Origin of the sequence: Bradyrhizobium sp. AC87j1 (assembly GCF_002936975.1) — a bacterium.
Lineage (GTDB): Bacteria > Pseudomonadota > Alphaproteobacteria > Rhizobiales > Xanthobacteraceae > Bradyrhizobium > Bradyrhizobium shewense.
The window spans coordinates 83,601-104,017 of record NZ_PTFE01000015.1 but is presented as its reverse complement, the minus strand read 5'-3'; the positions used below and the strand labels follow the sequence as shown (position 1 = coordinate 104,017).

Sequence of the window (20,417 nt, the reverse complement as noted above, 5' to 3'; positions counted from 1 at the left end):
TTCGAGTCCGGCTCGATCCTGCTTTATCTCGCCGAGAAGTTCGGCGCCTTCCTGCCGAAGGACATCAAGAGCCGCACCGAGGCGATGTCCTGGCTGTTCTGGCAGATGGGCAGCGCGCCCTATCTCGGCGGCGGCTTTGGCCATTTCTACGCCTATGCGCCGTTCAAGATCGAATACGCCATCGACCGTTTCGCGATGGAGACCAAGCGCCAGCTCGACGTGCTCGACCGGCGCCTTGCCGACAACGAATATCTCGCGGGCAAGGAGTATACGATCGCCGACATGGCGGTGTGGCCCTGGTACGGCGCGCTCGCCAAGGGGCTGGTCTATGGCGCCGGCGAATTCCTCTCGGTGCAGGATTACAAGAACGTGCAGCGCTGGACCGACCAGATCGCGCAGCGCCCCGCCGTGAAGCGCGGCCGGATGGTCAACCGCGTCTCCGGCGATCCCGCCAGCCAGCTCCACGAGCGGCATGATGCGAGTGATTTCGAGACGAAGACGCAGGACAAGGTCGAGGCGGCGACGTAGTTCGATCTTCGTAGGGTGGGCAAAGCGAAAGCGTGCCCACCATTCCTTGCGAGGTCGCGATGGTGGGCACGGCGCGCGAAGAGCGCGCCTTTGCCCACCCTACGGCATCTGATCACGCCATGCTCAGTTCGTGGCGTCCGACCACCATCCAGTGCACCTCGTCCGGACCGTCGGCAAAGCGCAGATGGCGGACGTCCTGGTACATCTCCGCGAGCGGGGTCCAGTGCGAGATGCCGGTGGCGCCGTGCATCTGGATCGCCTGGTCGATGATCTTGCAGGCGCGCTCCGGCACCATGGCCTTGACCATGGAGACCCAGACGCGGGCCTCCTTGTTGCCGAGCACGTCCATCGCCTTGGCCGCCTTCAGCACCATCAGCCGCATGGCCTCGATCTCGCAGCGGGCCTGCGCGATGATCTGCATGTTGCCACCGAGATGGGCGATCTTCTTGCCGAAGGCTTCGCGGGTGAGGCCACGCTGCACCATGAGGTCGAGCGCCTTCTCGGCCTTGCCGATGGTGCGCATGCAGTGATGGATACGGCCGGGGCCAAGGCGGAGCTGCGAGATCTCGAAGCCGCGGCCTTCGCCGAGCAGCATGTTCTCCTTGGGGACGCGGACATTGTTGAAGCGCATGTGCATGTGGCCGCGCGGGGCGTGGTCCTGGCCGAACACATACATGGGCCCGAGCACCTCGACGCCGGGCGTGTCGCGCGGCACGAGGATCTGCGACTGCTGCTTGCTCGGCGCGGCATCCGGATTGGTCTTCACCATCACGATCAGGATCTTGCAGCGGGGATCGCCGACGCCGGAGATGTAATACTTCTCGCCGTTGATCACCCATTCGTCGCCGACGAGCTTGGCCGTCGTCGAGATGTTCTTGGCGTCGGAGGAAGCGACGTTCGGCTCTGTCATGACATAGGCCGAGCGGATCTCGCCGTTCATCAGCGGCTTCAGCCACTTCTCCTTCTGCTCCTTGGTGCCGACGCGCTCCAGCACCTCCATGTTGCCGGTGTCGGGCGCCGAGCAGTTCATGCTCTCCGACGCCAGCGGGCTCTTGCCGAGCTCGGAGGCGATATAGGCGTAGTCGAGATTCTTCAGGCCCTGGCCGGTCTCGTCATCGGGCAGGAAGAAGTTCCAGAGGCCTTCCTGCTTGGCCTTGTTCTTGGCCTTTTCCAGCACCTCGAGCTGCTTCGGCGTGAAGCTCCAGCGATCTTCCTTGCCTTCGCCCGCCTTGGCGAACTCGATCGACATCGGCTCGACGGTGTCGCGAATGAACTTCTTGACGTGATCGTAGAGCGGCCGGACCTGGTCCGACATCCGGAGGTCGTTGAGCTCGTCGCCGGGATTGAGGGTGTAGTTGGTGGTGCGGGGAATATAGGTGTGTTTTGTCATTGTTCCTCCCGGGGACGCTGAGATCGTTCTGGGCGCAAGAATAGTCGCAGCGCGACCAAAGTGCGAGCGCGCATTTTTCACGCGCAGCCATGCCACGCGATGGAATATCGCGAGGGCGTTTGAAATGTTGTTTGAATGGGGGTGGCGAGGCGGCAGGTGCGCGCCTCACTCTCCGCCGTCATCGCCCGACTTGATCGGGCGATCCAGTATCCCAGAGGCGGCAGTGATTGAATCGAGAAAGCCGCGGCGTACTGGATTCCCCGCTTTCGCGGGGAATGACATCGAGGGTGTGGCTAGATCACGCCGGCATCCGATGCATCGCGCAGATCTTGTTGCCGTCGAGGTCGCGCAAATAGGCGAGATAGAGCTTGCCGCCCGGACCCTGGCGGATGCCGGGTGGATCCTCGATCGATTTTGCGCCGGCCGCGAGGCCCGCCGCGTGCCACGCATCGACCTGCTCCGGCGAATTGCAGGCAAAGCCGATGGTGCCGCCATTCGCGCACGTCGCCGGCTCGCCGTTGATCGGCTTCGACACCGAGAACACGCCGGTCTTGGTGATGTAGAAGATGCGGTGGCCGTCGACCCTGGCCGGCCGCACTTCGAGCGTGCTCAGCAGGTCGTCGTAGAACGTCTTGGCCTTGTCGAGATCGTTGGTGCCGATCATGATGTGTGAGAACATTTGCCCATTCCCTTCTGCGCTGACAAAACGAGAAGCCGTAGGGTGGGCAAAGCGCAGCGTGCCCACCACGACATTCGAAAATGCTAACCGTGGGCACGGCGCAAGAGCGCCTTTGCCCACCCTACGAGACTCAAAACGCCGTATAGCCGCCGTCGATCACGAAGGTGTCGGCGGTGTGATACGACGACGCCTTGCTCATCAGATACACCGCGATGCCGCCGAAATCGCTGGCCTCGCCGAAGCGGCGCACCGGAATGCGGGGCATGACGTTGGCGACGAACTTCTCGTTGGCCATGATGCCCGCGGTCATGTCGCTCTTGATCCAGCCAGGCAGGATCGCGTTCGCGGTGACGCCGTGGCGGGCGAGTTCGACGCCGAGCGCGCGGACCAGCGCGTTGATCGCGGCCTTGGTCGCGGCATAATGCTCGTTGCGCGCGGTGCCGAAGATCGAGGCGAGGCTCGAGGTCGCGACCAGCCGGCCGAAGGGGTCGCCCGCATTGGCGCGATCGGTCATGTGTCTCGCCGCGGCCTGGAAGGCGTGGAACACGCCGTCGAGATTGGTCGCAAACATCGTGCGCCATTCCTCCTCGGTGCGCTCGATGAAGGAACGCCGGCCACCGCCGCCGATGCCGGCATTGGCGAAGCAGCCGTCGACCCGGCCGAAAATGTCGAGCGTGGCCTTCATCGCGGCGTTGACCGAGGCCGGATCGGTGACGTCGCAGACGCGGCTGTCGACCTTGCCTGATAGCCCCGCCAAGCTCGCGGTAGCAGCCTTGTTCTTGTCGGGATTGCGGCCCCAGATCGAGACGTTGCAGCCCTGGCCGGCGAGCGCCTGCGCGATGCCGAGGCCGATGCCGCCATTGCCTCCGGTGATCACGGCCACGCGGCCGGAGAGGTCGAAAAGGTTCATGGCGCGTTTCCTGTTTTTGGGTATGCGGCGCATCAGCCGCTGCGCGCAAGATTGCTTGCTATGCTCTGATCACCATGGACAAGACCGCGCCAAAAATCAAATATGCGCCCCGGCAAAAGTAATTCCGGTCTGCGAAACTGACGCAGGCCGCAACTCACGAGGAAACCATGCAGTTCAAACACGTCACGCTCGATTTCGATGGCTCGGTCGCGATCCTCAGGCTCGACCATCAGGAGGTGATGAACGCGGTCTCCGTGGACATGCTGGGCGGTCTCGCCGAAGCGCTCGATACGATCGAGGAGAAGAAGGACGAGGTGCGTTGCGTGGTGCTGACCGGCGCGGGCCGGGCGTTCTGCACCGGCGCCAATCTGCAGGGCCGCAACAACCAGTCGAAGAAGACCAAGGCAGGCCTGACGCTGGAGACCGGCTTTCACCCGTTCCTGCGCCGCATCCGCAACCTGCATTGCCCGATCGTCACCGCGGTCAATGGCCCGGCCGCAGGCGCCGGCATGAGCTTCGCGCTGCTCGGCGACATGATTTTGTGCGCGCGGTCCTCCTATTTCCTGCAGGCTTTCCGACGCATCGGCCTCGTACCGGATTGCGGCTCGACCTGGCTGTTGCCGCGCCTCGTCGGCCGGGCGCGCTCGATCGAATTGTCGTTGATGGGCGAGCGGCTGCCGGCCGAGAAGGCGCTGGAATGGGGCCTCGTCAACCGCGTCTACGATGACGGCGTGCTGATGGAGGAGGCGATGAAGCTCGCGCGCGACCTCGCCAGCGGCCCGACGGTGGCGCTGTCGCTGATCCGCAAGCTCTATTGGGACAGCCCGGAAAATTCCTTCGAGGATCAGCTCAACCTCGAATTCCAGTGCCAGCTCCGCGCCGGCGACACCCAGGATTTCCGAGAGGGCGTCGGCGCGTTCCTGGAAAAGCGGCCCGCGCAGTTCAAAGGCAAATGATCGAGGCCGAGCTTTCACGCAGCGTCCGGCGCTGGTGCAAGGGCGCGACCGGCGTCACTGGCGCGGCCAAACTGTCGGGCGGTGCCAGTCAGGAAACCTGGCGCTTCGACATCACGCATTCCGATGGTGTGATCGGCGCGATCCTGCGCCGCTCGCCGAAGGGTTATGGCGCGGCGCCCACGCGCGCGGCCGGCCTTGCCGCAGAAGCGCAGCTGATGCAGCTCGCTTATGAGGCCGGCGTGCCATCGCCGCGTGTGATGCATGTGCTGGTGCCGGAGGATGATCTCGGCACCGGCTTCATCATGCAAAGGGTCGAAGGCGAGACCATCGCGCGCAAGATTCTTCGCGATGACGAATATGCGGCGGCGCGGCCGCATCTGGCGCGGCAGATCGGCTGCATTCTCGCTGGCCTGCATCGACTGCCAAAAGACAAGCTGCCTGAGCTTCGCAGCAGGTCGGCGACCCAGGAGATTTCCGAGTTCGAGCGCGATTATCGCAGCCTGAACTGGCCCAAGCCGGTGTTCGAGCTGGCGCTGCGCTGGCTGCGCGACAACGATCCGGGTCCGTCGGCCGAGGAGACGCTGGTGCACGGCGATTTCCGCAACGGCAATCTTATCATCGGCCGCGATGGCGTGCGCGCGGTGCTCGATTGGGAGCTCGCCCATCTCGGCGATCCCATGGAGGATCTCGGCTGGGTCTGCGTCAACTCCTGGCGGTTCGGCGAAATCGACAAGCCCGTCGGCGGCTTTGGCTCGCGCGAGGAGTTGTTCGCGGGTTATGAGGCCGCGGGCCGCCAGGTCGATCCCGCGCGCGTGAAATTCTGGGAAGTCATGGGCACGCTGCGCTGGGGCATCATGTGCGGCGGCATGATGCAGCGCTTTCGCGAGGGCCCTGACCATTCCATGGAACGCGCCATGATCGGCCGCCGTGCGAGCGAAACCGAAATCGATCTGTTGCGGCTGCTGGCGCCGCGCGGGAGCTGAAACATGCAGGACGAACCGACGCCGATCGAGCTGACCAAATCGGTCGCCGATTTCTTGCGCAATGACATCACGCCGCTGATCTCCGGCCACCAGGCCTTCAAGCTGCGGGTAGCCGTCAACATTCTCGATCTCGTGACGCGGCAGCTGACGCGGGAGGAGGGGAGTGATGCTGCGGAAGTGGTGCGCCTGCGCGCGCTGCTCGGCATGGACGGATCGGTAACCGAACTCAACCACGCGCTCGCCGAGCGCATCGCCAACGACGAGGTTGACCTCGCAACGCCGGGCCTAGCCGAGCACCTGTGGGCGACCACGATGGACAAGCTCGCCGTCGATCAGCCGAACTACGCGTCGTACAAAAGGGAGCTGGGGCGCGATTCGTAGGATGGGTAGAGCGCAGCGAAACCCATCATCTCAGGTTTCGCTCTGCCATCGATGGGTTTCGCTGCGCTCTACCCATCCTACGCAGCTGTCGCGAGGCGGCCAGACCTCTCCCCGTCATTGCGAGGAGCTCTTGCGACGAAGCAATCCAGAGCCTTTCCGCGGATGCATTTCTGGATTGCTTCGCTGCGCTCGCAATGACGGCGGAAAGACCGCCTACTTCCCCACCCATTTCGGCGGCCGTTTCTCCGAGAACGCCTTCGGGCCCTCGATGTAGTCCTGCGAGGCCACCATCGCCTTCACCGCCGGATAATCCCGTTGCTCCTCGATCGCCTGCTCCAGCGAGACGCCGAGCCCCTTCTGGATGGCCTGCTTCGAGGCGCGGATCGACATCGGCGAGTTCTTGGTGATCATCTCCGCCCAGCGCAGCGCGCCGGCGAGCGCCTCGCCCTGCGGCACCACCTCGTTGACGAAGCCGAGCTCATGGCCTTCCTTGGCGCTGACATGGCGTGCGGTGAGGATCATGCCCATGGCGCGCTTCAGCCCGATCTGCCGCGGCAACCGGTGCAGGCCGCCGGCGAGCGCGGCAAGGCCGACGCGCGGCTCGGGCAGGGCGAAGGTCGCAGTCTCCGAGGCAATGATGAGGTCGCACGCGAGCGCGATCTCGAAGCCGCCGCCCATGGCGACGCCGTTCACCGCTGCGATGATCGGCTTGTCGCAGTCGAAGCGCGCGGTGAGGCCGGCAAAGCCGCCCTTGTCCCAGCCGCGTTTTCCTCCCGCTGCCTGCCACTTCAGATCGTTGCCGGCGCAGAACGCCTTGTCGCCGGCGCCGGTGACGATCGCGACCCACTGCTCGGCATCCGCCGAGAAATCGTCGAACACTTTCTGCAGCTCGAAATGCGCATCGGTGTGCAGCGCGTTGTAGACCTCGGGACGCGACAGCGTGACGATCGTGATCGGCCCCTTGCGTTCCACCTTTGAGAATTTCAGCTCCATCGCGCGCTCCCGCATTTTCTTCCGAAGGAATATTGCCGGCATAGTACCGCGCGTCGGCGCTGGAGCACCATCGAATTGCGCTGGTGCGCCTTGCGTGCCTCACACGCCTCGCTTTGCTTGACTTGCACGCGCTCTTCTCCGCTTAATCGTGCGAAGCAAAAACGCGCCTAGCGCCTTAACGCAAAACGATAAAATCAATCCGGGAGAGAACCTGTGGATTTCTCATTGCCAGCCGATCTCGTCGCCTATCTCGGAGAGCTCGATCGTTTCATCGAACGCGAGATCAAGCCGCTGGAAGAGGCCGACGACAACATCCGCTTCTTCGATCATCGCCGCGAATGGGCGCGCACCGATTTCGAGAATGGCGGCCTGCCGCGCCATGAATGGGAAGCGCTGCTGCGCAAGGCCAAGGATCTCGCCGACGCCGCCGGCCACCTGCGCTTTCCGGTGCCGAAGCAATATGGCGGCAAGGATGGCTCCAACCTCTGGATGGCCGTGATCCGCGAGCACTTTGCCGCGAAGGGTCTCGGCCTGCACAACGATCTGCAGAACGAGCACTCCGTCGTCGGAAACTTCCCCGTTGTCACCATGCTCGACCGCTACGGCCGCGACGACCAGAAGGCGATGATCGACGGCTCGATCAAGGGCAAGTACCGCATCACCTTCGGTCTCACCGAGCCGCATCACGGCTCGGACGCCACCCACATGGAGACACGCGCGGTGCCGGCCACCCGCGACAACGTCAAGGGCTGGATCATCAACGGCGAGAAGATGTGGACCACAGGCATGCACGTCGCGACGCATTGTGCGCTGTTCGCGCGTACCAGCGGTAATGACGGCGATGCCCGCGGCATCACCTGCTTCCTGGTTCCGGCCAAGAGCCATGGCGTCAAGGTCGAGGAATACATGTGGACCTTCAACATGCCGACCGACCACCCCCGCGTCAGCTTTACCGACGTGTTCGTGCCTGAGGATGCGCTGTTCGGCGAGGTCGGCCGCGGCCTGTCGCTGGCGCAGTGTTTTGTCCATCAGAACCGCATCCGTCAGGCTGCGAGCTCGCTCGGCGCGGCGGTCTATTGCATCAACGAGAGTGTGAAATACGCGCGCGACCGAAAGCCTTTCGGCCGGGCGCTCGCCGAGAACCAGGCGATCCAGTTCCCACTGGTCGAGCTTGCGACGCAGGCCGAGATGCTGCGCCTTCTGATCCGCAAGACCGCCTGGGAGATGGATCAGCTCACCGAGGAGCAGATCGAGCGTACGCTCTCGGACCGCGTCTCGATGTGCAATTACTGGGCAAACCGCCTCTGCTGCGAATCCGCCGATCGCGCCATGCAGGTCCATGGCGGCATGGGCTATTCGCGCCACAAGCCGTTCGAGCACATCTACCGCCACCACCGCCGTTATCGTATCACGGAGGGCAGCGAAGAGATCCAGATGCGGAAGGTCGCGGGGTTCCTGTTCGGCTATATGGGCCCGGGGAAGCACTAGCGGCCTGCACCGCTCTCGTAGGGTGGGCAAAGCGGAAGCGTGCCCACCACCTCGCTCGCGACTGTTGAAGAATGGTGGGCACGGCGCTTCGCGCCTTTGCCCACCCTACGGCACTGCGGATCAATTCACCCGCCGGTCCTTCCCCGCCCAATACGGCTCCCGCAATTGCCGCCGTAAGATCTTGCCGCTCGGATTCCGCGGCAGCGCCGGCAAGAACTCCACGCTCTTCGGCGTCTTGTAGCCGGCGATCCGCGTCCGGGTGAAGTTGATGATGTCGGTGGCGCTCGCCTGTTTGCCGGGCTTCATCACCACAACCGCTTTCACCGCCTCGCCCCATTTGTCGTCGGGCACGCCGATCACGGCGGCTTCGGCGACGTCAGGATGATCGCACAGCGCGCTCTCGACCTCGGCGGGGTAGATGTTCTCGCCGCCCGAGATGATCATGTCCTTGATGCGGTCGTGGATGTAGAGATAGCCGTCCTCGTCCATGTAGCCGGCATCGCCGGTGCGCAACCAGCCGTCGCTGCGCAGCGTCGCGGCGGTCGCCTCCGGCAGGTTCCAATAGCCGGCCATGTTGGAGCCCGAGCGCGTCGCGATCTCGCCGACCTGCCGCGGCGGCAACGGCTTGCCGTCCACATCCAGGATCGCCAGCTCGATGCCGGGCAGCGCCTTGCCGGCCGAGCGCATCCGCTCCAGCCCCTCGACGTGATCCTCCGGCGGCAGCGCGACGATGGTGCCCGTGGTTTCGGTCATGCCATACAGCTGCACGAAGCCGCATTTGAAGACCTCGATGCACTCCTTCAGCAGCGCCGCCGGTATCGGTGAGGCGCCATAGAGCATGTATTTCAATCGCGAAAAGTCCACCGTCCTGGCGCGCGGCTGCCGCACCACGAACTGCATCGCCGCCGGCACCATGAACAGCTTTGTGATGCCTGATAGCTCGAAGAAATCCAAAATCTTGGTCGGGTCGAACTCGCGCGCGATGACGCCGCGGGCGCCGTGATAGAGGCCCATCACGCCCCAGCCGGAACCGCCGATGTGGAAGACCGGCATCGCCACCAGCGAGACGTCGTCGGTCGACCACCGGTTCCACTCCGGCTTGTCCTCGGCATTGCCGGATTGCACGAGGTTGAGGAAGTTGGCGTGGCTCAGCATCGCGCCCTTCGGCTTGCCCGTGGTGCCCGATGTGTAGAGCTGGATCGCGATGTCTTTCGTGTTGATCGGCACCCCGGGATCGTCGCCGCTCTGCGCATTGCGCCAGGCCGCAAAATCCTGCCATCCCGGCGCGCCGCCTTCCGTGGTGATAACCGTGCGCACGCCCGGCAGCTGATCCCTGATCTGGCGGACCTGCGTGATGAACTCCGGCCCGACGAACAGCACCGCGGCTTTGCAATCTTCGACGATGAAGGCGACCTCGGGCCCCGCGAGCCGCCAGTTCACCGGCGCCGTCACGACGCCGGCCTTCATCGCGCCCATCAGCAGCTCGAAATAGAGGTCGCTGTTCTTGCCGAGATAGGCGATGCGGTCTCCCTTCTTCACGCCCATCGCAATCAGCGCGTTGGCGACCTTGTTGGTCCTCGCGTCGAATTCGGCAAAGCTGGTGAGGCGGCCCTCGAACTCGTAGGCGATGGCGTTGCCGCGGCTTTTGGCGCGTTCGCGCACCATGTCGGCGAGAGTTGCCAATGGCTGTGTGAACATGTTTCTCCCGTGGCGTCTTGTTTTTATGCCCGGGAGTGTGGCGTCATCCGCGGGGGAAGACAAGGTGGGAGCCTCGCGGTCGTCCCGGACAAGCGCGCCTCAAGCGCGCGTAGATCCGGGACCCATAACCACAGGGAGAAGTTTTACGATAACTCGGAGTTACCGTCTCGCCCCACACTTCTCCCTGTGGTTATGGGTCCCCGCGTTCGCGGGGACGACAGGTGAGGGTGGGGCGAAAGCGTCAGCCCCTTACACGTCCTCGCCCTGGCAAGGCGCCATCACCCCCGCTTCGCCCGATCCTTCTCGTTCTGCGCCATGATGCTCTCGCGCGCGGTTTTCCAGTCGTCGTCGCTCCAGTCGCGGAGCTGGTAGAAATTTCCGCCCATGGCCAGCGCCTGTGCGCCGTCCATGGCGATGGTCTCGCCGTTGATCCAGTCGCAGCCGCCGGAGATCAGGAACACGGCGACGTTTTGCAATTCCTCCATTGTGCCGACGCGGCCCATCGGGTTCATCGCCTTGGTGCGCGCGCCAGCCTCGTCACCGGGCTTGATGCGCTTGCTCATGCCCTCGGTCGGGATTTCGCCGGGCGCGATGGTGTTGAGGCGGATGCCGTATCGGCCCCATTCGGCCGCGAGCGACATCGTCATGGCGTGGATCGCCGACTTGCTCATCGCCGACGGCACGACGTAGGGCGAGCCGTTGCGCACCCAGGTCGTGGTGATCGAGACCACGTTGCCGGGTTGCCTGGCCGCGATCCAGCGCTTGCCGATCGCCTGGGTCACGTAGAACGTTCCGTGCATGACGATGTTGGCGACGGCATCGAAGCCGCGCGGCGACAGGTCCTCGCTGCGCGAGATGAAATTGCCGGCGGCGTTGTTGATGAGGTCGGTCAGCGGCGCGTCGCGGAAGATGGTCTCCACCATCTCCTCGACCGCGAGCGCGTTGCGGATGTCGACACCGTGACTGGTGACGCGGCCGCCATACTCGGCCATCAGCTCGGTCGCGGTCTCGTCGCAGACGATCTTGCGCCGGCCGCAGATATGCAACTCGGCGCCGAGCTGGAGGAAGCGCGCCGCCATCGACTTGCCGAGCCCAGTACCGCCGCCGGTCACGAGAATGCGCCGTCCGGCCAGAAGATTTTCCTTGAACATGGCTGTTTCTCCCGTACGGATTGTCAGTTAATTGGTCGATTGACTAAATCCGGCCGCCGGCTTCCTGTAAAGCGGCACTGAACAAGAACAGGCAAGAACTAGGGGAGAATTCATCCATGGAAGAGCGCGTCTCGATCTCGATCTCGGAAGGCGTCGCCGATGTGCGCCTGATGCGCGCCGACAAGATGAACGCGCTGGATCAGGCGATGTTCGAGGCCCTTGTCGCCGCGACCGACCGGCTTTCGAAGGACAAGAGCGTGCGCGTCGTCGTGCTGTCAGGCGAAGGCCGCGCCTTCTGCGCCGGTCTCGACATGGGGCGTTTTGCCGCCATGAAGGAGAAGGGCGGCAACGGAATTCCGGGTGGCGAAAATCGCGATCTCACCAAGCGGACCCACGGCCAGGCGAATTTTCCGCAGCAGGCGGTGTGGGGCTGGCGTCAGCTTCCGGTTCCCGTGATCGCGGCCGTGCACGGCGTCGCCTTTGGCGGCGGCTTCCAGCTCTCGCTCGGCGCCGACATGCGCTTCCTCTCCGCGGACGCGCGGATGTCGATCATGGAGATCAAATGGGGTCTCGTGCCTGACATGGCGGGGACGCCGATCCTTGCAAGCCTCGTGCGCGACGACATTTTGCGCGATCTCACCTACACCGGCCGCATCTTCTCCGCGCAGGAGGCGATGAGTTACGGCCTCGCCACGCGCATCTGCGACGACCCGCGCGCCGCGGCGCTCGAAGTCGCGCGCGAGATCGCCGGTAAGAGCCCCGATGCGATCCGCGCGGCAAAACGGCTGCTTAACAATCTCTCGGTCGATCCGGGTCCGGCATTGTTGGCGGAGTCGGTGGAGCAGCAGAAGCTGATCGGCAGCGCGAACCAGACCGAAGCGGTGCGCTCGAATCTGGAGAAGCGCGCGGCAAAGTATGTTGACTAACGTTCTCCGTCATGGCCGGGCCTGTCCCGGCCATCCACGTTCTTGCCGAGGCGACGAATAGAACGTGGATCACCGGGACGAGCCCGGTGACGACGACTAACTGGCATCGTCGCCAAGCAACAAAGAAAAACAACAATGAGCGAAACGTCCCAATTCCTCGGCATCGTCTCCGGCGAGCGCCGCCGCACCCACACTGAGGTCGTAGCCCGCGCCGACCGCATCGCCTCAGGCCTCGCCAAGATCGGCGTCCGCCAAGGTGATTGCGTCTGCATGCTGATGCGCAACGACATCGCCTTCCTGGAGGCCGCCTACGCCGCGATGCGCCTCGGGGCCTATGGCGTTCCCATCAACTGGCACTTCAAGCCGGAAGAGATCACCTACATCCTGAACGACACCGGCACCTCCGTCCTGATCGGACATGCCGATATGCTGCACGCCTTGCGCGATGCGATCCCTGAGGGCGTCGCCGTGCTCAGCGTGCCGACGCCGCCGGAGATCCTGTCCAACTACAAGATCGATCCCGATCATCTGAAGACGCCGGACTTCGCCATCGATTTCGAATCCTGGCTCGCGCAATTCCAGCCCTATGACGGCCCGGTCGTGCCGCAGCCGATGAACATGATCTATACGTCGGGCACCACAGGCCATCCCAAGGGCGTGCGGCGCAATGCGCCGACGCCGGAGCAGCAGGCCGCTGGCGAGCGCATGCGCGCGATGATCTATGGCCTCAAGCCCGGCGCCCGCGCGATCCTGCCGGGGCCGCTCTATCACTCCGCGCCGAACTCGTTCGGCATCCGCGCCGGAACGCTCGGCGGCGTCCTGGTGCTGATGCCGCGGTTCGAAGCCGAAGAATTTCTGGAAGTGATCGAACGCTACAGGATCGACACCATCTTCATGGTGCCGACAATGTTCATCCGCTTGATGAAGCTGCCGGAGGCGGTGCGCAAGAAGTACGACGTCTCCTCGCTGCGCCACGTCATTCACGCCGCCGCCCCCTGTCCGGCCGACGTCAAGCGCGCCATGATCGAATGGTGGGGGCCGGTGATCTACGAATTCTACGGCTCGACCGAATCCAGCGCCGTCACTTTCGCGACGTCCGAGGACGCGCTGAAGAAGCCCGGCACCGTCGGCAAAATCTCGCCCGGTGCGGAGCTGCGCTTCCTCGGTGAGGACGGCCGCGTGCTCGGCGTCGGCGAGATCGGCGAGATCTATTCCCGTATGGCCGAGCTTGCCGATTTCACCTACCACAACAAGCCCGAGAAGCGCGCGGAGATCGACCGCGACGGCTTCATCACCTCGGGCGATGTCGGTTACATCGACGCGGATGGCTACGTCTTCATCTGCGACCGCAAGCGCGACATGGTGATCTCGGGCGGTGTCAACATCTATCCGGCCGAGATCGAGTCGGTGCTCCACGCCGTATCAGGCGTGCACGATTGCGCCGTGTTCGGCATCCCCGATGCCGAGTTCGGCGAGGCGCTGATGGCCGTGGTCGAGCCGCAAGCCGGCGTCATGCTCGAGGCCGCAGGTGTTCGCGCCGCGCTGAAGACGCATCTGGCGGACTACAAGGTGCCCAAGCACATCGAGATCCGCACCGGCCTGCCGCGCGAGGACTCCGGCAAAATCTTCAAGCGCCGCCTGCGCGATCCCTATTGGGAGCAGGCGGGGCGGAAGATCTGACAATTCCACGAGGACCTGTAGGGTGGGCAAAGCGAAGCGTGCCCACGAAATTCGCTTACGGAGACAGATCGTGGGCACGGCGCAAACGCGCCTTTGCCCACCCTACGAGATCAGGGACAAGGAAACATTTGTCATGAGCGACGCCGCGAACGAAGTCCTCTACACAGTCGCCGATCACATCGCGACCATCACGCTGAACGCGCCGGAGCGGATGAACACGATCTCCGGCCCGATGCTCAACGAGCTGGCGCGGCTCCTGACCGAAGCCAACGAGGACAAGGACGTCCGCGTCGTGATCCTCACCGGTAAGGGCAGGGCGTTCTGCGCGGGCCTCGACTTGCGCAAGGAGCGCGACGGCAACGGCCTCAGCGCCGCGTCCTCGCCGACCACGATTAATCTGCGCAACACGCCGCCGACGGTGTTGCAGGCAATGGACAAGCCGACCATCTGCGCCGTCAACGGCGGTGCCGCCGGCTACGGCATGGACACCGCGCTCGGCTGCGACATCCGCATCATGGCGGAAACCGCAAAGCTCGCCGCCGCCTTCGTCAAGCGCGGCGTGGTGCCGGAATCCGGCGGCACCTGGCTGCTGCCGCGCATGCTCGGCTGGGCCAAGGCCTCCGAGCTGATCTTCACCGGCCGCACGCTCGGCGCGCGCGAGTGCCTGGAATGGGGCCTCGCCAACGAGGTCGTGCCGGATGCCAAGCTGATGAACCGCGCCACGGCGGTCGCCCGCGAGATCGCCGCCAACGCGCCGCTGGCGGTGCAGGCCTCCAAGCGCATGATGCGGATGGGTCTCAACGAGAACTTCCACGACCATGTCCACCACGTCTATCTCCAGCTCCTGCCGTTGTTCAAAACCCAGGACATGGCCGAGGGTATGAAGGCCTTCATGGAAAAGCGCGAGCCGAAATTCGAGGGGCGGTAGCCGCCGGTTCGTAGCCCGGATGGAGCGCAAGCGTAATCCGGGACGGTGCTTGTGACAGAATCCCGGATTGCGCGGCGCTCCATCCGGGCTACCTTACCGTCTTAGCAGAGACAGATTTCGTGCCTATATAGACGGGACCATCCACCTGCGGATCATCCCATGGCTCCCGTTTCCATCCTGCTCAACCTGCTCTGGATCCTCTTCGGCGGCGCCTGGATGGCGTTCGGCTGGGTGATCGCCGCGGTCATCATGGCCGTCACCATCATCGGCCTGCCCTGGGCGCGGGCGGCGTTCAACATCGCCGTCTACACGCTGCTGCCGTTCGGCTCGCGTGCGGTCAACCGCTACGACGTCACCGGTATTGAGGACATCGGCACCGGCCCACTCGGGGTGATCGGCAACATCATCTGGTTCGTGCTCGCCGGCTGGTGGCTGGCGCTCGGCCACTTGTTGACCGCACTGGCGCTCGCGATCACGATCGTCGGCATTCCTTTCGCCTGGGCCCATCTCAAGCTCGCAGGCATCGCGCTCTGGCCGATCGGCAAGGTGATCGTGCCGGCGTGAGGCCAACTCGTGGCTCGTAGGATGGGTTTCGCAAGTGCACCTCATCCTTCGCGCTGCGGACATCAATGAGCATGCTCCCTCAGGGACGAATGCGAATGATCGTATTTCCCTTGCGTCGCCCGGTCGGATTTAAGGCGGCGACCGCATCGTCGAAGGTCGAGACCTTGCCGATGTTCGTCCGCAGTCGTCCATCCCGCACCCGCTGGACGATCTCACTGAGTTGGGCGCGATCCGACTCGACGACGAAGTCGACCGCCAATCCATCGGAGGGCCGCGCCTCGGCCGGCCCGACGATGGTCACCAATGTTCCTCCGGCTCGAATGCGTTCTACCGACCGCTTCTGTATGTCACCGCCGATGACATCGAACACCAGATCGACCTTGCCGACGTCTTGCAGCGAGGCTTTGTCGAGGTCGACGAACTCGTTTGCGCCCAGGTCGAGCACCGTTTGACGGTCGGCGGCGCGTCCGGTGCCGATGACGTAGGCGCCGGCCTCTCGTGCGAGTTGCGTCACCATCGATCCGACCGCGCCGGCCGCGCCGTGTGCGAGGATGCTCTGCCCCGATTTGAGACGGCCATGCTGGAACAGCCCTTGCCATGCGGTCAGCCCCGAGATCGGCAGGCTCGCCCCCACTGTGAACTCGACGTCGCCCGGCAGCGGCGCAAGATTGCGCGCCTCGATCGCCACATACTCGGCCAGCGTGCCGTCGCGATACCAGTCCGCCAGGCCGAACACCCGCTGTCCCAACACCAGCCCTGTCGTTCCATAGCCAAGAGCAGTGACCACTCCGGCCAGCTCGTGTCCAGGGATCGATGGTGTTCGGTTGCGATCGAGGCGATCAGTCCAGGTCGAAGGCCACGTCAGCTCAGTCGGGACAAATCCCGACGCATGAACCTGAACCACCACGTCGTTTATCGCAGCCTGCGGCTCGGGCCGGTCCACCAGCTTCATCCCCGCCGTTCCCGCGGCCTGTTCCGTTACAACGATCGCCTTCATTGGATCATCTCCTCAGTCATTGTCTCTTGATGCAACGATTGCAGTCAGCGTGAGCGCGACGGCTATCCACAAACTGCCAGACAGTGTGCAAGTGTCCGCGATCTGCATTGACCGGGCTCCCACTGAGCCGATCGGGATCGCTTCGGTCGTGGTGCTAGCAGTTAGATGCGTTACGCCCGGTCATGAAACCAGTACCAAGATTGCAAAATTCGGCTGTACCAAGAGCCATTGAGACGGCGAACAGATTGAGCTCGCAGGATGGTAGAGCGCGAGCGAAACCCATCAACCCGACCGTTGACGAGGCATGATGGGTTTCGCAAGGGCTCTACCCATTCTACGCGCAGCTCAGCCGCCTTCGCCCCCAATCCCTCGCGGTGCCGACGGGCAAAACACGCCCCATGCAGGTCAAGGGACAGGGTCGCAAAATATTCTGATTGACCGAATTCGCTCTTTCGGGTAAACCGCAAGACATTCCGGCCCGTCAAAGGGACGTTTCGCGATCGTCACGATACGTAGGCCGGGATGCGATGGACGCGGCAGCGCCGGCGCGTGACGGGATGGCAGGGCGGGCGACCCCTGTGAGCCATCGCGATCCGCGGCACGACACGGCGCGGTCACAGCGTTTCTTTACGGCGTTGGAAGCGAGCACGCGCGAGCTTTCACTGTCCGGGGAGGGACGTCCGCGGACGGCAAAAGCGTGTGGTCCTGACGCCCGGGGTCTGTGCGTCAAGGCTTGCGGTGATGGAGCGGCCCGACCGGGTGCGCGCATCGGTGATCTGCAAGGCGACGGGGGCAATAGTGCATCGCTCCCCGGGGAGAGCGCGCCATAAGCCGTAAAACCATTGCGCAGGGAAGGCCGGGATGTCCCGGCGTCACCTGTGGTCACCCCGCGTGCGTCTTCCGCGTGCGGACCCTGGGTGCCAGCCGGCGCCCGGCCTTCCCTGCGCCCTTTCTCTTCGATGAGGGCGAAACGGACAGCAAAGCTCGGGCGGAATACGCCGCGGGAAGGCGAAGGCGTGTCAATAGAGATAAATGGGAGAGCTCTCGTGCCCCGGACGCAGCGCAGCGCTCTCCCGGCGATGCGAAGCATCGTCCGGTTCAGCGGTGCGCTGCTGAGCCGGGGCCCAGAATGCGGCAACGTGCTCGGCGGCTCCTGGGTCCCAGCTCTGCGCAGCAACGCTAAGGGCGTTGCAGCGCGTCCGGGACACGAGCGTGGCCGGCAGTTTGCACCGCCGCCAACTTCGTCTTGCACTGCGGCAGAAAAATATCGCACACTCCACCAGACTGAGGAGCCGTAGGGAGCTCTTGAAGAGGAGCGAGCCATGTCCCTCCAGACCATACCATCCGACGCCACTGAGCATCGCCCCAACCGTCCCGAGGACGTTCAGGTGACGGAAGCGGAAGCCCGCCTGCGGGACGATATCCGCCTGCTCGGGCGTATCCTCGGCGACACCGTGCGGGACCAAGAGGGCGCCGAATTGTTCGACCTGGTCGAGCGCATCCGCCAGACCTCGATCCGGTTCCACCGCGACGAGGACCGGCTCGCCCGCCGCGAGCTCGAGCAGATCCTCGACGGTATGTCGACGTCGGAAACCGTGCGGATCGTCCGCGCCTTCAGCTATTTCTCCCACCTCGCCAACATCGCCGAGGACCAGAACAACATCCGCCAGATGCGCGCCCGCAGCGCGGGCAAGAGCACCGGCGTGCTGGCCGAGACGCTGGCCCATGCCAAGGCGGCGGGCATCGGTGCCGATGCCTTGCGCAGCTTCTTCAAGTCCGCGCTGGTCAGCCCGGTCCTGACCGCGCACCCGACCGAGGTCCGCCGCAAGAGCACCATGGATCGCGAGATGGAGGTCGCCGGCCTGCTCGACCGCCGCGAGCGCGTCGCGCTGACTGCGGAGGAGGCCGATGCCAGTGACGAGCAGCTTCGCCGCGAGGTGCTGACGCTATGGCAGACCAATCTGCTCCGCCGGACCAAGCTCAACGTGCTCGACGAGGTCGCCAACGGCCTGTCGTTCTATGATTACACCTTCCTGCGCGAGGTGCCGCGGCTGGTCAACGCGCTCGAAGACCGGCTGGAGGAGGGCGGCGAGCAGGCCGCCTCCGAGCTCGCCTCGTTCCTGCGCATGGGCAGCTGGATCGGCGGCGACCGCGACGGCAATCCCTTCGTCACCGCCGACGTCATGCGCGGCACGCTGCGATTGCAGTCGAGCCGGGTGATGCAGTTCTATCTGAACGAGCTGCACGTGCTCGGCTCGGAACTGTCGATCGCGGCGCATCTCGCCGACGTCTCCGAAGAGCTGCGCAATTTGGCGGAACGCTCGCCGGATACCTCGCCGCACCGGAGCGGCGAGCCTTATCGTCTGGCGGTCTCCGGCATCTACGCGCGCCTGACCGCGACGGCCGAAAAGCTCGCGGTCGAGATCACGCGCCGGCCGGTCGGCAAGGGCGCGCCATATGCGAGCGTGAAGGAGCTGCAGGCCGATCTCGATGTGCTGCACCGTTCGCTGATCTCCAACAATGCCCGCGTCATCGCCCGCGGCCGGCTGCGGCTGCTGCGGCGCGCGGTGGATTGCTTCGGCTTCCATCTCGCCCGGCTCGACATCCGTCAGAACTCGGCGGTGCACGAACGCACCATCGCCGAGCTGATGGATGCCGCCAATCCCGGCATGTCCTATCTCGCGCTCGGCGAAGAGGCGCGCATCTCGCTGCTCACCAACGAGCTGCGCTCGACGCGCGCGCTGGTCTCGCCCTTCGTCAAGTACAGCGACGAGACCATGGGCGAGCTCAACGTCTTCCATGCCGCCGCGGAAGCGCATGCGATGTTCGGCTCGGACGCAATTCCCCAATGCATCATCTCGATGTGCAAGGGCATGTCCGACATGCTCGAGGTCGCGGTGCTCTTGAAAGAGGTCGGCCTCGTCCATCCCTCCGGCCGCAGCGCCATCAACATCGTGCCGTTGTTCGAGACCATCGAGGATCTGCAGGCCTCCAGCGGCATCATGGACCGCATGCTGTCGCTGCACGATTACCGCCGCCTCATCGACAGCCGCGGCAGCGTGCAGGAGGTCATGCTCGGCTATTCCGACAGCAACAAGGACGGCGGCTTCGTCACCTCGGGCTGGGAGCTCTACAAGGCCGAGATCGGTCTCGTCGAAGTGTTCGAGCGGCATCACGTGCGGCTGCGCCTGTTCCACGGCCGCGGCGGCTCGGTCGGCCGCGGCGGTGGTCCGAGCTATGACGCCATCATCGCGCAGCCCGGCGGCGCCGTGAACGGCCAGATCCGCATCACCGAGCAGGGCGAGATCATCTCGTCGAAATATTCCAACGCCGAAGTCGGCCGCAACAATCTGGAGATCCTCGCCGCCGCAACGCTGGAGGCGAGCCTGCTTAATCCGCGCCAGAGCGCGCCGCGCCGCGAATACCTGACCGCGATGGACGAATTGTCGAACCTCGCCTTCAAAGCCTATCGCGGCCTCGTCTACGAGACCGACGGCTTCGTCGATTATTTCTGGGCCTCGACCGTCATCAACGAGATCGCGACGCTCAACATCGGCAGCCGTCCGGCCTCGCGCAAGAAGACCCGTGCGATCGAGGATCTTCGCGCCATCCCCTGGGTGTTCTCCTGGGCGCAGTGCCGCCTGATGCTGCCGGGCTGGTACGGTTTTGGCAGCGCGGTCGAGCAGTGGATCGCGGAGCATCCCGACAAGGGCATGCCGTTCCTGAAAGAGCTCTACAGGGAATGGCCGTTCTTCCGCATGCTGCTCTCGAACATGGACATGGTGCTCGCCAAAAGCTCGATCGCGATCGCCTCGCGCTATGCCGAGCTGGTGCCGGACGAAGCGTTGCGCGAGAAGATTTTTGGGCGCATCCGCCGCGAATGGCATTCCTGCATCGAGACGCTCCTGGACATCATGGGGCAGGACCGCTTGCTGCAGGGCAATCCGCTGCTGGAGCGCTCCGTGCGCCACCGCTTCCCCTATCTCGATCCGCTCAACCACGTGCAGGTCGAGTTGTTGAAAGAGCACCGCGCGCAGAACCCGGACGAGCAGGTGCTGCGCGGGATTCAGCTGACCATCAACGGGATTTCGGCGGGGCTGAGGAATACGGGGTAGGGGCTACACCTTCGGTCGTCATGGCCGGGCTTGACCCGGCCATCCACGCG

At 64.4% G+C, this 20,417-nt stretch carries 17 protein-coding genes; 10 read left to right on the top strand and 7 right to left on the bottom strand.

The window, feature by feature from the left end; translation table 11 throughout:
* A partial coding sequence (locus CV770_RS11200) for a glutathione S-transferase C-terminal domain-containing protein (protein WP_201759800.1) occupies positions 1-528 on the top strand: 528 nt, incomplete at its 5' end.
* A 112-nt stretch (positions 529-640) separates the two neighbouring features.
* Here CV770_RS11200 and CV770_RS11195 read toward each other — a convergent pair.
* The 3 genes from CV770_RS11195 to CV770_RS11185 form a co-directional block, all read right to left on the bottom strand.
* Complete coding sequence (locus CV770_RS11195; protein ID WP_091953501.1) at positions 641-1,918, bottom strand: acyl-CoA dehydrogenase family protein; 1,278 nt, start codon at positions 1,916-1,918, stop codon at positions 641-643.
* 298 nt (positions 1,919-2,216) lie between these two features.
* A complete protein-coding gene (locus CV770_RS11190; protein WP_201759799.1) occupies positions 2,217-2,597 on the bottom strand; it encodes a VOC family protein in 381 nt (126 codons plus the stop codon).
* Between the two features lie 130 nt (positions 2,598-2,727).
* The gene (locus CV770_RS11185) at positions 2,728-3,507 is read right to left on the bottom strand and encodes an SDR family NAD(P)-dependent oxidoreductase (protein WP_201759798.1); all 780 of its coding nucleotides are present in this window, start codon (positions 3,505-3,507) and stop codon (positions 2,728-2,730) included.
* Positions 3,508-3,674: 167 nt separating this feature from the next.
* Between CV770_RS11185 and CV770_RS11180 the strand changes: the two genes are divergently transcribed.
* The 3 genes from CV770_RS11180 to CV770_RS11170 are packed head-to-tail and all read left to right on the top strand — an operon-like array spanning position 3,675 to position 5,827.
* A complete protein-coding gene (locus CV770_RS11180; RefSeq protein ID WP_104462367.1) occupies positions 3,675-4,463 on the top strand; it encodes an enoyl-CoA hydratase/isomerase in 789 nt (262 codons plus the stop codon).
* On the top strand, positions 4,460-5,446 hold the full coding sequence (locus CV770_RS11175) for a phosphotransferase family protein (RefSeq protein ID WP_104462366.1): 987 nt from the start codon (positions 4,460-4,462) through the stop codon (positions 5,444-5,446). The genes CV770_RS11180 and CV770_RS11175 overlap by 4 nt, the downstream gene beginning before the upstream one ends.
* A gap of 3 nt (positions 5,447-5,449) precedes the next feature.
* Positions 5,450-5,827, top strand: coding sequence for a DUF6285 domain-containing protein (locus tag CV770_RS11170; protein ID WP_091953486.1), 378 nt, complete (start codon positions 5,450-5,452; stop codon positions 5,825-5,827).
* A gap of 213 nt (positions 5,828-6,040) precedes the next feature.
* Here the strand turns inward: CV770_RS11170 and CV770_RS11165 are convergent, their stop codons facing one another.
* Entirely contained in the window at positions 6,041-6,820 is a 780-nt protein-coding gene (locus CV770_RS11165; RefSeq protein ID WP_104462365.1) for an enoyl-CoA hydratase-related protein, read from the bottom strand.
* Positions 6,821-7,033: 213 nt separating this feature from the next.
* On the opposite strand from CV770_RS11165, the gene CV770_RS11160 reads away from it, so the two are divergent.
* Positions 7,034-8,308 (top strand): acyl-CoA dehydrogenase family protein, encoded by a 1,275-nt coding sequence (locus tag CV770_RS11160; RefSeq protein ID WP_091953479.1) that lies wholly within the window; start codon positions 7,034-7,036, stop codon positions 8,306-8,308.
* 120 nt (positions 8,309-8,428) lie between these two features.
* On the opposite strand, the gene CV770_RS11155 is transcribed toward CV770_RS11160, so the two are convergent.
* Positions 8,429-10,006, bottom strand: coding sequence for a fatty acid--CoA ligase (locus CV770_RS11155; protein WP_104462364.1), 1,578 nt, complete (start codon positions 10,004-10,006; stop codon positions 8,429-8,431).
* A 278-nt stretch (positions 10,007-10,284) separates the two neighbouring features.
* A complete protein-coding gene (locus CV770_RS11150) occupies positions 10,285-11,157 on the bottom strand; it encodes an SDR family oxidoreductase (RefSeq protein WP_104462363.1) in 873 nt (290 codons plus the stop codon).
* A gap of 116 nt (positions 11,158-11,273) precedes the next feature.
* Between CV770_RS11150 and CV770_RS11145 the strand changes: the two genes are divergently transcribed.
* From CV770_RS11145 to CV770_RS11130, 4 genes are all read left to right on the top strand, one after another.
* Entirely contained in the window at positions 11,274-12,083 is an 810-nt protein-coding gene (locus CV770_RS11145) for a crotonase/enoyl-CoA hydratase family protein (RefSeq protein WP_104462362.1), read from the top strand.
* Positions 12,084-12,218: 135 nt separating this feature from the next.
* Positions 12,219-13,763: an acyl-CoA synthetase gene (locus CV770_RS11140; RefSeq protein ID WP_104462361.1), complete on the top strand. Its 1,545-nt coding sequence runs from the start codon at positions 12,219-12,221 to the stop codon at positions 13,761-13,763.
* Positions 13,764-13,896: 133 nt separating this feature from the next.
* Complete coding sequence (locus CV770_RS11135) at positions 13,897-14,691, top strand: enoyl-CoA hydratase/isomerase family protein (protein ID WP_201759797.1); 795 nt, start codon at positions 13,897-13,899, stop codon at positions 14,689-14,691.
* Between the two features lie 159 nt (positions 14,692-14,850).
* Positions 14,851-15,255, top strand: coding sequence for a YccF domain-containing protein (locus CV770_RS11130; protein ID WP_104462360.1), 405 nt, complete (start codon positions 14,851-14,853; stop codon positions 15,253-15,255).
* Positions 15,256-15,334: 79 nt separating this feature from the next.
* Here the strand turns inward: CV770_RS11130 and CV770_RS11125 are convergent, their stop codons facing one another.
* Positions 15,335-16,252, bottom strand: a complete 918-nt coding sequence (locus CV770_RS11125; RefSeq protein ID WP_104462359.1) for an NADP-dependent oxidoreductase — start codon at positions 16,250-16,252, stop codon at positions 15,335-15,337.
* Between the two features lie 1,322 nt (positions 16,253-17,574).
* On the opposite strand from CV770_RS11125, the gene ppc reads away from it, so the two are divergent.
* The gene (gene ppc / locus CV770_RS11120; RefSeq protein ID WP_104462358.1) at positions 17,575-20,367 is read left to right on the top strand and encodes a phosphoenolpyruvate carboxylase; all 2,793 of its coding nucleotides are present in this window, start codon (positions 17,575-17,577) and stop codon (positions 20,365-20,367) included.
* The last annotated feature ends 50 nt before the right edge of the window (positions 20,368-20,417 follow it).

Coding starts and splice junctions, on each gene's coding strand:
- CV770_RS11195 (WP_091953501.1), bottom strand. CDS start 1,918: ATGACAAAACACACCTATATTCCCCGCACCACCAACTACACCCTCAAT.
- CV770_RS11190 (WP_201759799.1), bottom strand. CDS start 2,597: ATGTTCTCACACATCATGATCGGCACCAACGATCTCGACAAGGCCAAG.
- CV770_RS11185 (WP_201759798.1), bottom strand. CDS start 3,507: ATGAACCTTTTCGACCTCTCCGGCCGCGTGGCCGTGATCACCGGAGGC.
- CV770_RS11180 (WP_104462367.1), top strand. CDS start 3,675: ATGCAGTTCAAACACGTCACGCTCGATTTCGATGGCTCGGTCGCGATC.
- CV770_RS11175 (WP_104462366.1), top strand. CDS start 4,460: ATGATCGAGGCCGAGCTTTCACGCAGCGTCCGGCGCTGGTGCAAGGGC.
- CV770_RS11170 (WP_091953486.1), top strand. CDS start 5,450: ATGCAGGACGAACCGACGCCGATCGAGCTGACCAAATCGGTCGCCGAT.
- CV770_RS11165 (WP_104462365.1), bottom strand. CDS start 6,820: ATGGAGCTGAAATTCTCAAAGGTGGAACGCAAGGGGCCGATCACGATC.
- CV770_RS11155 (WP_104462364.1), bottom strand. CDS start 10,006: ATGTTCACACAGCCATTGGCAACTCTCGCCGACATGGTGCGCGAACGC.
- CV770_RS11150 (WP_104462363.1), bottom strand. CDS start 11,157: ATGTTCAAGGAAAATCTTCTGGCCGGACGGCGCATTCTCGTGACCGGC.
- CV770_RS11145 (WP_104462362.1), top strand. CDS start 11,274: ATGGAAGAGCGCGTCTCGATCTCGATCTCGGAAGGCGTCGCCGATGTG.
- CV770_RS11140 (WP_104462361.1), top strand. CDS start 12,219: ATGAGCGAAACGTCCCAATTCCTCGGCATCGTCTCCGGCGAGCGCCGC.
- CV770_RS11135 (WP_201759797.1), top strand. CDS start 13,897: ATGAGCGACGCCGCGAACGAAGTCCTCTACACAGTCGCCGATCACATC.
- CV770_RS11130 (WP_104462360.1), top strand. CDS start 14,851: ATGGCTCCCGTTTCCATCCTGCTCAACCTGCTCTGGATCCTCTTCGGC.
- CV770_RS11125 (WP_104462359.1), bottom strand. CDS start 16,252: ATGAAGGCGATCGTTGTAACGGAACAGGCCGCGGGAACGGCGGGGATG.
- ppc (WP_104462358.1), top strand. CDS start 17,575: ATGTCCCTCCAGACCATACCATCCGACGCCACTGAGCATCGCCCCAAC.